The following is a 12,901-nucleotide window of genomic DNA, read 5'->3' on the forward strand; positions in this document are numbered from 1 at the left end:
ACGCAAGAGCGAGTGGAGGGGATGCCCTACTGGCCCCCTCCATTGCCCTACGCGCCTCTGCTGGTGCGTGATGTTGGCTGCGGAGGCAGCCATGGACAGAGAGCCCGAGGGCCCAACACCCACAAGCAGTGGGACGCGAAACAGAGCCCTCTCCTCCCCCCGGGGACAACCCTCTCTGCCCAGTCCACTCGCGGCGTCCTCTCCTTCATCCGCTCCTTCCTGAACGCTGCCTTGGGCGCCTCGCTCGCCTCCTCCGCACCTGCTTGAGGGACCAGAGATGGCCGCAGTTGCGCACCTGGAGCGGGATGCACTCCGCCGCAGGGGGATTCCTAGCGCGAGACAGCATGTCATTGGAATACTTGTTATTTCCGTGCCAATCCGTCTCAGCAGGACCCTCACGGACTGTCTCAGCGGTATGGAACAAGGCCCGCGCCGCAGCCCTCCACTCGTCGGAGGCCATCACCTTTCCTTCGCCTGCAGCTGAAGGTCACCATGACCGTCCAGGGTGGACCGAATGGCCAGGAGGAGCGCACTGCCGAGCGCCCCTGAAAGGAATAGCGGCTCACGTCATCGGTACTTCATAGAACGCGCGCATCACGTTCTTCTCCGGACCCTTCCAGACCGCGTGAGGCCCCCATGACCCGCCCTGCTTGGGCAGGCTGCGCGTATGGACGCGGATGCCGCTGAGGTCCCGTTTCACCGTGAGGAGATTGTAGAGCCGGGGGACGGACTCGGGACGGCCCGCCGTGGGCGCTCCGAAGCTGCCCGCTCCCACGACATGAATCCTGCGCGTCGGATGCATGTAGCCGAACAGGTCCGCGCGGTCTTCGTGGACGTGCCCATGCAGGCAGACCCGAACGTCCGCCTTTTGCAGCCGCTGCATGAACGCATCCGCCTGGATCTTCTCGTTGCCCGTGATGGGGTGGTGCCACACGCCGAGTCGAAGAACCTTCGCGTCCGCTGCGAGCGTGCCCGCCTTGCGCGCCTCCGCAACCTGCCTCTCTGCCTCCACCAGCCCCCGAGACAGCGCACTGTCATTGACGCTAGAGCGGTCCCGGAAGTGCTCGTCAATCTCCCACGCCGAGTTCATGGCCAGGAATTGGAGGTGGGTGTCGCTGAAGAGGAACGGGATGCACTGGTGCTTTTCGGAGAGCGGGTACTCCTTCTGCATGAGCGGATGGTAGAAGCGCTCGGAGAAGTGGCGGAACCGCTCGGGGTACTTCACCTCGTCCCGCACGAAGTACACGTCTCCTGTCTGGTGGAACATGCCCGGCTTGAGGTCCTTCTCACTCACCTGCCGCTTCTTCTTCAGGTTGTAGACGTCCGTGTCCCAGTGCAAGTCGTGATTGCCGGGAACGATGATGCAACGTTCGGACGTCAGGCCCAGTTCGTGGATGAGCTGGGACACGAACTCGCGGGCCTGCTCGAACTCCTCCGGCGTCGCCCGGTTGGTGATGTCCCCGGAGATGACCAGGTAATCCACGCGCTCCACACCCAGCCCATCCTCCCGGTCCCGCAGGTCCGTCAGGAGGGGCTCGAGCAGGTTGATAGGGTCCTGCCCCGCCCCCACGTGCAGGTCGCTCAAGTGGAGGATTCGGATGGGCGTTTCTTCCTGTGCCGGTGCCAGTCTGTCTGCTTCCGCCATGAGGACCTTGGTCTCCGTGATGCTCTGTGAGCGTTGCTCCTGGACACGCGTGCGCAGCACCCGGGTCTTCGTCACCAGCTCCGGGTCCTGGGTCTGGGCGGCCCGGGCCCCCATCATGAGTGGCGCCCTGCAGTCGCACACCTGGCAGCCGATGTCGGCCTGTCCCGCCTCGATGCGCGCGAGAACCACCTTCTCCTCGAACACCTGGCCACACTTGCAGGTGATGGAAAGCCCCTCCACCAATTCCACGCCATGCTCGGCGAGATGCGTTTCGACGAAGCTGGCGAACAGCTCTCGCTTGTCCCGGGACGTTTCGCTGTCGAAGTAGAGGTCCATGCGGGCGAAGCCGCGTGTGCCCTGGGTGCCACGCTGGACGCACCGGACGCCCACCATGCCAGCCCCGACCCAGCTGAACTCGGCCCGGTCCTCCCACAAGCGCATCTGGCCGAACCCCCGGCTCATGGCCAGTGAGGTTACGAGCGAGGCGTAGATGTTGTCGACGGGGCCCGCGAAGTCGTAGTGCAGCGAGACGGAGTAGGGGAACGCCTCCGCACGCTCGGGCGGTAGCGGCCGGAAGAGTGAGGGGAAGATAAGCAGCCCCTCGTGCTGAAGGCACAGCCCGTGCTCGATGAGGAGCTGGGTGACGCAGTCGAGCACGATGAGTTCCTGGTCCCGGCGAAGCCGTTCCTCGGGCCGGATGCGGGGAAACTGCATCGAGCGCGAGCGCATCTTCGCCACGTCGATGGCGGGCACGCCGTGCGGATTGTCCCTCGCGGCCAGGATGAGCGAGCCGGCGTAGCGTTCCACCTGCTCAACATCTAGGATGAGTGCCCGCGTCGTGTCTGCCATGCGCGTATCCGCCAGCAGCCCCCGGCGCGCGAGCTGGGCCACCACCGCCTGGAGCGCCTCCGCGTCCACGGGGCCCCCCAGCTCCCGCCGCAGCTCGACCTCCAGGTCCGGGAAGGTGATGACCACCCGGCGCTCTCCGCGCAACTGCTGGAGGTACTCGTGCAGCCGCTGGAAGAGCTCAGGGCGGCTCACCTTTTCGAGTGTGTCCCAGGGGACGGTGCGCGCCAGCAGGGCCTTCAGCTCCGTGATGCCCAGCCCGGCCCTGGCGCTGGTCGAGATGTAGTCCGTGAAGCCGAGACGCTGGACGAATGGCTGGATGGCTCCCGGGTCCACCGGCGCGTGCGCATCGTCGACCTTGGTGCCCACCAGGAGTCTGCGGACGGTGCGACCTGTCGTCTGGACCAGGAAGCGCTGGTTCCACCCCTCCACTTCGTCGAGCGCCGGCTTGCCTCGTCCCGGCTCCATGACCAGCAGCGCGAGGGAGGAGTCGTGCAGGAAGAGCTGATGCACGAGCTGGTACTCGCTCTGCCCACCCATGTCCCACAGGATGACCTCCCGATGTGAGCTGTCGCTGCCGGGCTCGGGCGGCACGGGCAGGGTCCAGAACCGCATGCCATGGGTGGAGCCCAGGTCCTCGTAGCGGTCCTCGGTCATCCGCTGGGCCAGACAGCTCTTGCCCGCGCGTCCCTCCCCCACCAGCACCACCTTGGCGCTGACGACGTGCATTGTGTCTAGAGGCTCCGGTGTAATCACCAGGGCCGCGACATCGATGTCCCAGAGCCGTACCCCGACGCCTTCAGGCGCCAGTGTGGCCAGGACAGGGTCTGTCGGAGAGAAGGCCAGCCCGGCGAAGGACAGGGGGGAAGCTGGTTCCTCGAGCTTCGCGACCTCCGTCCAGGTGTCAGTCCGATACAGGCGCACGCTTCCATCCAGGGACTTGGACGCGAGCAAGTACCCATCGCTGGAGAACGACACACCCACGACAGCATCCGTGTTCCCTTCGAGCACGGCGACCGGGGTGTCCCTGGCTGTATTCCAGACACGAACGGTCCTGTCCCTGCTGGCCAGGGCGAGCCATGGCTTCACTGGATGCCAGGTCACGTCGAGGACGTCGCCATGCCCCTCCACCCGTTGCTCCAGCGCCTGTGCCATCAGCTGGGTGGAATTCGGCGCGACGTGGAAGACGATGAACGTTCCCTGCCCGCCCTGAGTGCTCCCTCCGACTGCCAGGAAGTCCCCTCCCGGTGACCATGCCATGGAGAACACGGACGCCAGATTCGACCGGACCCGCGCACGGCCCATCCACATCTGATCTACGCGCTCCCACACGAGGACTTCACCTGCTGCGTTGTCGAAGGCCACCAGCCCGGTAGGTGACCACGCGACTACCATTCCATTCGTCTCGACGGGCGCCATGTCCCTGGCCCGCGTCCCATCCGCGTTCCAAAAGTACACATGGTGATTGGAGCGGGATGCCAACATCCCGCCGTCCGCCGCGAAGCAGAGGTCCACAATTTCCGTCTCGTGGGCCTGGACCGGGTGCGGTGCGCTCCTTCCCGGCCTCCAACTCACGAAGCGGCCGTCCGAGAGGCCCACTGCGAGTGTGACGCCCGAAGGGTCCCACGCCATCCATCCAACCCCCGCGTGTCCGGTGTCCAGTGTCTCCCGGTAGGTCATTCCCGCCGGCACGTCGCTCGTCGGCTCAGGGGGGCGCGCCATGACTCGAAGACGGGTGCCGGCACGGTCGCTCTTGGGACGGGAGCCCTCGCTTCGGACGAGCGCCAGCGCCGCGCCCAACCCGAGACTCGTGTTCCGTGAAGGAGAGAGGTCCGTGGAGAAAGACTCTTCCAAGGGTGCATGCAGCCGTTCATCCGGAACGAGCGTCATGCCAGTCCGGGACTGCGTGGCCACGCGGGAGGAGAGGGTCAGCCGGGCTGCCGGCCTGCCGGCATGTGTCTCGACGGTTCCCGCGACATAGCCCCAGCGGCGAAGCCCGGGTTGGGGACCCGCCCAGCCGAAGAGCGATGGTGCATAGATGCTGGGTGTGCTGACGCCCTTCTCGGGGGAGAAGACGTTCTTGATGCGAGCGCTGCCGCACAGGTGGAGCAGGAACCCGTGAGCGGGCGTGACCACCGCCGAAAGCTGCTCCAGCGACTGGGATTGAAGCTCCGGTGGACCATGGTGGGACAGGAGCACAACGAGCTCATGGTTCCGAGCCCACCCAAGCGGGTCATTGTCCATGGCCGTATCCAGCTGCTGGATATCGACCTCGTGAGAGTCTGTCGGGTCCATGTGGGCACCCGTCCGAAAGATGGAATTAAGCCCGACGATGCCAACGCGCATCCCATCCTTTTCCACCGTCGCGGCGAAATCGCCCGGAAGGAGCCCCTGGCGGAAGCTCCGCAACGCAGGTGCTGGATGCGCATTCCGCCAGGCGCTGAACCACTCCGTAAAGGGAGCAAGGCCGGTACGAATCTCCCGCGAGCTGGTGTCAGGGTCCGATGCCTTCTGAAATGCCACTCGTGCGTCCGCACCGCGCACCAGGGTTCCCCGCAGGAACTCGTGGTTGCCGGGCACCACGAGCAAGGTGGGATTGGAGCCGAGGCTGTGGAAGAACTTCCAGAGCGCGTCCAACGTCGAGCCCACCACCTCGAACTCCCGTTGGGTGCCAGCCTTCGTCAAGTCTCCCGAGATGAACACCAGGTCCCAGGGGCCTGAGCGCGCGTGCAGCCTCCGCAGATCCTTTTCCAGCGCATCCCGGTACTCCGTCTGGAGCAACGGTGAGCCTTGGGCCCTGATCTGCAGGTCCGAGAAGTGAAGCCAGTTGAGACGCGCCACGTGCCCCCCAGGGCAGACAGATTGCGAGGCTCAGCATGCCCCGAGAGGCCTTCGGCGGAAAGCCGGTGGTTGGAGCGAGACGCGCCAGGGCTCGAAGCCGTGGATGCCGCCATCCGCGCTGAAGCAGACGGAATCGGCGACGTGGCGTAGCCGCTCCCCCGAGCAGGGGCGAAGCCGGAGGCGGAGGATGAGAGCCGTCCCCTGCGGGCCTTCTCTTCGCCCTGCGCGTGACGGCAGAGGCGCGCGAGTCCTGAACTGCCGCGCACCCCAGGTGCGCCCGAGGGGCGCGGACGGTCAACGGTCCCCGGAGCCCTGCCTGCCTGCCTGCAGGTCGCAGACAGCTCTTCCACTGAGTCCCACGCAGGACCCGCTCGCAGGCCCTTCTGGAGGCGTGGCAGACCGGACGGGGTAACCGAAATGTGAGTCTGCCGCGGTTCCGTGGACACCCGAGATGTGATGAAGGGGTCCAAGGATGTCCACGGAGACGAAGTCGAGAAGGAAGCGCCGCAGCTTCACCGCCGAGTTCAAGGCGGAGGCTGTCCGGCTGGTGCAGGAAGAGGTCAAGACGGTGGGTCAGGTAGCTCGCGACCTGGACCTCACCGAGGCGGCCTTGCGCACCTGGGTCGAGCGGGCCCGAGTGGCTCGGGGCCCGGGCAAGACAGGAGCGTTGACGACGGTCGAGCGCGAGGAGTTGGCACGGCTGCGCAAGGAGAACCGCCAGTTGCAGATGGAGCGGGACTTCCTAAAAAAAGCAGCGGCAAGCTCACCTTCCCATGCGAGGAGTGGTCATGGCTTCGCCTGACTCCGAGGCTGCGGTCCCCAAGGAGCCATCCCGCTCCTGGTCTTCACTGGCACGGCTGGAGGTGCGCAGGCAGCACGGCGGCTTCCGTCAGAGCTTCTTCGGCCCGGATTACGAACTGGCGCGCTTCAAGGCGGCGGGGCCGGAGGAATTTCCGCTGGCGGGGGCACCCTTTCCGGACGGGTACTCGGCCTATGGCGAGGCGGAGGTGGGCTGGGACGCGGTCCCCTACAGCGGCCTCTCCAGGCACCTGAAGCTGTCGCTGGGCGCAGAAGCCTTCTCGTGGGGCCGCTTCGCCGTGGACGGGCGCGTGGTGGTGCAACTCTTCGCGCGCAGCCTCGAAGTGGCGTTGAAGGGACTCGGGGTGGGCATGGGACAGCCCGGGGCGCGTTACCTGGGTGCTGCGGAGGTCCGCTGGCCATTGCTGGGCAGGAAGCTCTACGCGATGGGGACGGGCGGCACGCTGCTGCTTCCCACGTCGGAGGGGACGCTGCGGCCGGGGGCGTTCGCCTCGGTGGACCTGGGGGTCGACGATGCGCGCTGACGCCCTGGTGCTGGCACTGGTGCTGATTGCCTCGGGATGCGCCTCCGTATCGCAAGCGCCTGGGGGTGGCCGAAGCTTGAGCTACGCGCCGCGTGAGGCCTCCTCGCCCGCCTGGGTGGAAACGCCGAGCGGTGAGCCCCCGCGCGCCCGGGACTCCCTCCCGCGCGCCTTCGCCGGGTCCGAGCAACGGCTCCTGCGCCGCCAGCAGCCGCGTGACGACGTGACAGCCGTGGGAGACGGAAGCAGGGAGACAGCCGTTGGGGGCCGGGCCCGGAGCGCTGCATCGACGCGGCAGGCAGTTCTCGACGCCACGGACGAAGTGAAGGGCTCCCTGCGCGGCGTCGAGACCGCGTTCACCAAGCTGGCGGCCCGTTCTCCGGCCCTTGGCGGATGGGGCCTCACGGGTGTCTTCACTCGCTACCTCGACCAGGGCTCCGAGCAGGCGACGTGGCTTCATGCCGCGCTTGGGAGCGCCACCACGTTGACGGAGGCTTCCTCGGAAGTCGGCGACACGGACATGGGGCTGGGCCTGCTGCGCATGACAGGACCGAAACTCCAGGCGGCCTGGTTCGGGACCCTCCTGCTGGCCACCTGGGTGGACTTCCTGCACCTCGTGGACGCCGTGCTCCGAAACTGCCCCATGTGCAGCGTCGAGAAGATATTCGTGGACCTTCATCGCGTGCAGGGGCTGACGGAGCCGACGCTGACGGACCTCGCCTCACTGGACCCGGAGCAGGTAGAGGCGGCGACGACCGCTATGCCCGAGCTGATGGGGAAGCTGACCCGTCAGTTCGACACGCTCCAGCGGGAAACCCGCGCGACCATGAAGTTTGGCGGGCAGGTCATCGCGGTGATGCAGGCGGTGGAGATGGTCACGATGATTTCCACGATGAAGATGGCCATGCCACGCGTGCCGCCCTCGGCCCCCGCGACGCTTGGCGTGGGCCTCGTGATGAGTTCGGGTGGCGTCATGGTGGGCTCGCGGAGGGTGGTCTCCGCCGAGTGGGTGGAGATGATGCGAAGGCTCGTGCAGGCGGGCGTCATCTCCGTTCCCGCCGTCGGCGCGGCCGTCCTCATTCAGGGCGGACAGGTCACGATGGCCCAGGCGCATCAGGGCCTGCCCAAGGGGGTGCGCGACGCGCTGGGGGACAGCCCCGAGGTGCGCGGCATGCAGGTGACGGGCAGGGCGGGAGCGGGCATGTCGGACGCTCCGAAACACCATGTGCTGCCGCAGGAGCACCGCGAGTGGTTCGAGCAGCGCGGCTTCAAGGGCGACATGGACATCGACCAGTTCTGCGTCCGGTTGGAGCAGGCCCACCACGAAGCGATTCACGGTGGGGGGAACTGGAAGCTGGGACGCACATGGCCCGGTGAGTGGAACCGGATGATCATGGAGGCTCTACGCGAAGCGGAGAACTTGGCTGCCCGGAGGTTGACGAGGAGCCAAGTCCTGAACATCGTTGCGGAGAACATGAAGGAATACAGAGTCCCGATGAACTTCGTCTCCGGGAGAAGTCGATGAGCGGCGGAGACGCTTGGCGGGGCAACATCACGGCACGCCTGTACGAACGGGTACGCAAGCGCGGGTACGAGTCACTCACCGCCTTTGCAAATGCTCGTCCTACCGTATCGTTGGTGGCTCTGGCCGAAGAGCTGGGACCGGATGATGTTGCAGGGGTACAGATCTTGAGTGCTCTGCTCTACGAGGCGGAGCAGTACAAGCAGGTGACGCGCTTTGTGCGTGATGTTCTCGTGCGCATGCTGACGCAGAGCCTTCCCGACGGATGGCCGTGTGTCCTTGACGACGAGAACCGATTCACCGTCGCCAAGGCGCTTGGTCGCTGGATCGCCTACACCCCCGAGACGCACAAGGGGCGTGCGAAGCGGGTCGGAGATGCGTTGCTCGCCAATCCCCCCCCGGCTGGATGGCGCCCGCTCGGCCCCGACGACGAGCTTCTTCGTACACTCCTCCCCGACGAGGAAGCCTGACCGGAAGCGGCTGCTCTTCCTTCTCTGCTTCGTATCCGTGGACATCCTTGGCCCCCTTCATCACATCTCGGGTGTCCACGGAACTTGCGGCACCGCCCTTCACTGTCTTCCATTGCGCCACGGCCTTCGCGAGAACCGGGGCGGGCCCTCCGGGTGGCTTCGCCGAGGGCCCGCGTCCGCTTGCCGCTCAGAGGAGCGCTTCAGTAGATGCGGAAGTTGTAGCGCGGCGGGGTCTGATTGTAGACGTTGTGGGCCCCATCATTCAGGTTGCGGATCCGCACGTAGTACGCGGAGTTCGCGGGGACGCTGAGCGTCACGCGGGAGGCCTTGCAGCTCAGGTCGTACCAGACGGAGCAGATGTCATTGTTGGAGGCCACGAGCGCCCCGGGGCCACCGTTGGAATGGGCATACACCTCCAGAAAAGTATCAGCGCCCTGGACGATGTAGGTCTCGAACTTCGCCGTCATCGCGCCGCCGAAGTAGACGGCGAACCAATCCACGTCCCCCAGCTCGTGGAAGTTGAGGCCCGTCAAGGGAGAGCCCGGGTAGGCGGTGAACTGGGCCGCCGTGTCGTTGTCCTCGTAGGCGTCGGGAGGGGGCAGGTGGCAGAACGGAGAGGGCGGGCTGAAGCCGTCGGGGGCGCAGAACCCGGCCGAGCAGATGCAACTGTCACGGCAATCCGCCCCCGTGCTGCACTCCCGCTGGGGCGGCGCGCCACAATCCGGATTCGGGGGACCGAACCCATCAGGCACGCACTGGTTCGCGGAGCACATACAAGCGCCGGCGCAGTCGAGGCTGCTGGCACAGTAGCGGTACGTCGTCAGCGACGACTCCGACTCCGCTACGGCCTCCGCGCTGGCCGAGCCCGTGTCGCGCTCCAGGCTCGTCGTGTCACCGCAGGCCGCGGACAGCAGGGCCAGTCCAAACACGAGGGGAATCAATCGGGTCCGCATTCGCACGTTTCCTTTGTTGGAGAGGATTCGCGCTGGGAGGAGCCTCCAGGCTCGACTTGAGCTTCCACATCACGTCCCCCCAACGCGAAGTCAACAGCGACCTAATCCAGATTTCATTGGATTTCAAATTAAACCGGCATCAAGAGAGAGACCTCCTGCAGCCGCGTTCCCACGCGACGCGGTTGCGTCCGGGCTCCACGCGGCGGCGCATTCGCGGCTCCGGCGGGTCCGTCGCGCGCTGCTGACCGAGGCCTCTCTCGTGAGACAGGGACTGCGCCTCCGGACGCCTGCCCATGTCATCCGTCGGTGGCCCGCCTCGTGCACCGTGTCCCTGCACGGGAAAGCACATCCCCCGAGAGAAGGATCGCAATGTCCACCCATGACACTGGCTCGGCCGCCGCAGCGTTGCCCCCTCCCGAGCACGACGACACGAACGCCAACGGCCTTCCGATTGACCCGCGACGCTGGATGTCCAACCTGCCGGATAGGGCCCTCCTCTCGCGCATCAGCCTGCCGGGTACGCACGACAGCATCGCGCGCTATGGATACGGCAGTATCTGTCAGGACCAGGATCTGGCCACGCAGCTGGCGAATGGCATCCGCGTGTTCGACATCCGGCTCCGTTACCTGAAGGGCCCCGATGGCCGGGTCAACTTCGCCGTGCACCACTCCAACTACTATCAGTATGCATTCTTCGATTCCCTCTACGGCGGCTATGGCAGCGACTGCAAGACCTTCGTCCTCGACGACTGCCTGAAGTTCCTGGCTGAAAACAAACAGGAAACCATCGTCCTGTTGATCAAGCAGGAAAAGGACGTCCAGAAGGCCCTCGTGTTCTTTGATGCCTTCTGGAACATCGTCGGGAACCGTGATCAGTACAACGGCAAGCCCCTGGATGCCCTCGTCTACGCCGGCCGTTCGGTGCCACGGCTGGGCGACATCCGGGGCAAGATCGTGTTCGTGTTCGTTGATGGTGACGAGGGAAAGGATGACCCTGAATACAAGCTCAACAATCCGGCGCGGGGCTTGTACTGGGGGAATATCGACTACAGGGTTGACGCCTTGAGCCCAAGGCCAGACCAGGTGACGGAGCTGGACGTGGAGAACCATTACTCCGACATCATGTCGGCCAAATGGACCAAGGTCAGCGCGCATCTGCAAAAGACCTTTGAAAGCGGTCCAGGCGCGACGAACCAGTACGTCACCTTCATCTCGGCAAGTCGAACGCCAGACGTCACCCACTTCCCGCGCAGCTACGCGGACTACCTCCTGCCCCAGCTCGATGCGTGGCTGAGCACCCAACTGCAGGTGCCCCGCAGCAAGGTCCCCTGGGGCGCCCATTTCGGCATCGTGATGATGGACTTTCCAACCCCCTCCACCGTCCACCAGCTCATCCAGGCCTCACTGAGCTACCAGTACGTTTGACCCGCTTGGGCTTCCGCGGACAGAGAACACCGCCGTTCGCGGGAACCCGGTGCGCCGCGCCGACGCAAGGCGCGGCGCCCTCAGCCGCCGGGCGAGAGTCCGCCCAAGCTCCGGTTCATGCAGATTTCATACTATTCTGTTCTATCTGAATAGAATTGACATTCCGGTTTCGGCGCTTGCAAGGTCGGTCCCTCGCGTCCACGACAGGGGTTCGCACCATGCCGAAGTCGCAACAACACCCGTCCTGCTTCCTTCCTGCCCGCCGGTTCTTGCCGGGGCTCGCCGCCCTCGCCCTGGTCGCAGCCGCGCCAATGGCCCAGGCCGATTCAGCCATCTACGGCGGCGGCCCGTTCTATTCCGGCGGTACCGCGGTGATGGACGACCTGCGCGGCTCGGGCTTCACGACCGTGATCCTCTGGAGCTTCCACATCGAGGACAACGGCGACCTCGTCTACAATGACATCCCGGTGGTCAAGAACGGCGCCTACATGGGCGATCCGGCCTGGCCCACGCGGCTGGCCACGCTCAAGACCGCGCCGACGTCCGTCAATCGCATCGAGGTGTCGATTGGCGCCTGGAGCGTTCCCGACTTCGAGCGCATGGCCCGGCTGGTCAACGGCACCGCCCCTGGCTGCGGCAGCACGCTCGTCTGCGGCACCGGCAGCAACAGCATCCTGTACCGCAACTTCCAGGCGCTGAAGACCGCCACCCGCGCCGACGCGGTCAACTTCGACGATGAGAGCGCCTACGACCTCGCGCCGACCACGCAGTTCGGGCAGATGCTCATCGGCATGGGCTTCAAGATCACCTTCGCGCCCTACACCCAGCAGGGCTTCTGGCGGAGCCTCAAGGACAACCTCGGCAGCGCGGTCGACGGCATCTACCTGCAGGTGTACGACGGCGGCGCCGGCAACAACCCGGCGAGCTGGAACACCGCGATGGGCATGACCGTCGACCCGGGCCTGTGGTCGCGTCACGGCACCGGCTGCGGCAGCGGTGACAGCCCGGCCACGGTGCAGAGCAAGATGAGCAACTGGAAGAACACCGCCGGCATCAACGGCGGCTTCATGTGGCTGTACGACGACATCCAGAGGTGCGGCGCGCAGGGCACGGCCGCGCAGTACGCCGCGGCGATCAACACCGCGGTCAGCGGCAACACCCCGCCGGTCGCCAACTTCGGCGTCACCGTGAGCGGATTGACGGCGACCTTCAGCGACGCCTCCAGCGACAGCGACGGCAGCATCGCCTCGCGCAGCTGGAGCTTCGGCGACGGCAGCGGCTCGACCGCGACGAACCCCAGCCGTGTCTATGCCAGCGCCGGCAACTACACCGTCAGCCTGACCGTGACCGACAACGGCGGCGCCAGCCACACCCGGACCCAGACCGTGTCGGTCGGCGCCGGCAACGTCAACCTGGCGCTCAACAAACCGGCGACCGGCTCCAGCGCCTGCAACAGCACCGAAACGCCGGGCAAGGCGTTCAACGGGAGCGCCTCCGGAGGCACCACCGACAAGTTCTGCTCGTTGGCCTCTCCCGCCTGGTTGCAGGTGGATCTCGGCTCGGCCCAGACGGTCCGCGGCTTCGTCGTCAAGCATGCTGGCGAGGGCGGCGAATCAAGCACCTGGAACACCCGGGCGTTCACCCTCCAGACCTCCAGCAACGGCACGACCTGGAGCACCCCGGTGACGGTGACCAGCAACACCGCCAACACGTCGACCCACTCCATCACCGCCACCTCGGCGCGCTACATCAAGCTCAACGTGACCACCCCGTCCCAGAACGGCGATCCGGCGACGCGCATCTACGAACTCGAAGTACGCTGACCCTCCCCACCGACAGGCCGCCTCGGGGGCCTGTCG

The 12,901-nt window shown here is 66.0% G+C and carries 6 protein-coding genes and 2 pseudogenes; 6 read left to right on the forward strand and 2 right to left on the reverse strand.

What is annotated here, in order from left to right; genetic code table 11:
• Positions 1-562 precede the first annotated feature (562 nt).
• Positions 563-5,332: a metallophosphoesterase gene (locus OV207_RS14315; protein WP_267555817.1), complete on the reverse strand. Its 4,770-nt coding sequence runs from the start codon at positions 5,330-5,332 to the stop codon at positions 563-565.
• Between the two features lie 472 nt (positions 5,333-5,804).
• On the opposite strand from OV207_RS14315, the pseudogene OV207_RS14320 reads away from it, so the two are divergent.
• From OV207_RS14320 to OV207_RS14335, 4 genes and pseudogenes are all read left to right on the forward strand, one after another.
• A pseudogene (locus tag OV207_RS14320) lies at positions 5,805-6,086 on the forward strand (transposase); the annotation flags it as partial.
• Between the two features lie 100 nt (positions 6,087-6,186).
• A pseudogene (locus OV207_RS14325) lies at positions 6,187-6,675 on the forward strand (hypothetical protein); the annotation flags it as partial.
• 319 nt (positions 6,676-6,994) lie between these two features.
• On the forward strand, positions 6,995-8,197 hold the full coding sequence (locus tag OV207_RS14330) for a DUF2380 domain-containing protein (RefSeq protein ID WP_267555818.1): 1,203 nt from the start codon (positions 6,995-6,997) through the stop codon (positions 8,195-8,197).
• Positions 8,194-8,664 carry an NUDIX hydrolase gene (locus tag OV207_RS14335; protein ID WP_267555819.1) on the forward strand — a complete coding sequence of 157 codons (471 nt, stop codon included), beginning with the start codon at positions 8,194-8,196 and terminating at the stop codon, positions 8,662-8,664. Before OV207_RS14330 ends, OV207_RS14335 begins: the two co-directional genes overlap by 4 nt.
• 200 nt (positions 8,665-8,864) lie before the next feature.
• Here OV207_RS14335 and OV207_RS14340 read toward each other — a convergent pair whose 3' ends face one another.
• Positions 8,865-9,617 (reverse strand): hypothetical protein, encoded by a 753-nt coding sequence (locus tag OV207_RS14340; RefSeq protein WP_267555820.1) that lies wholly within the window; start codon positions 9,615-9,617, stop codon positions 8,865-8,867.
• A 369-nt stretch (positions 9,618-9,986) separates the two neighbouring features.
• Between OV207_RS14340 and OV207_RS14345 the strand changes: the two genes are divergently transcribed.
• Both OV207_RS14345 and OV207_RS14350 read left to right on the forward strand, forming a co-directional pair.
• Positions 9,987-11,042, forward strand: coding sequence for a hypothetical protein (locus OV207_RS14345; RefSeq protein ID WP_267555821.1), 1,056 nt, complete (start codon positions 9,987-9,989; stop codon positions 11,040-11,042).
• A 218-nt stretch (positions 11,043-11,260) separates the two neighbouring features.
• On the forward strand, positions 11,261-12,865 hold the full coding sequence (locus OV207_RS14350; RefSeq protein WP_267555822.1) for a PKD domain-containing protein: 1,605 nt from the start codon (positions 11,261-11,263) through the stop codon (positions 12,863-12,865).
• Positions 12,866-12,901 lie beyond the last annotated feature (36 nt).

It is taken from the genome of Corallococcus sp. BB11-1 (assembly GCF_026626625.1).
Lineage (GTDB): Bacteria > Myxococcota > Myxococcia > Myxococcales > Myxococcaceae > Corallococcus > Corallococcus soli.

Coding starts and splice junctions, on each gene's coding strand:
- OV207_RS14340 (WP_267555820.1), bottom strand. CDS start 9,617: ATGCGGACCCGATTGATTCCCCTCGTGTTTGGACTGGCCCTGCTGTCC.
- OV207_RS14335 (WP_267555819.1), top strand. CDS start 8,194: ATGAGCGGCGGAGACGCTTGGCGGGGCAACATCACGGCACGCCTGTAC.
- OV207_RS14345 (WP_267555821.1), top strand. CDS start 9,987: ATGTCCACCCATGACACTGGCTCGGCCGCCGCAGCGTTGCCCCCTCCC.
- OV207_RS14350 (WP_267555822.1), top strand. CDS start 11,261: ATGCCGAAGTCGCAACAACACCCGTCCTGCTTCCTTCCTGCCCGCCGG.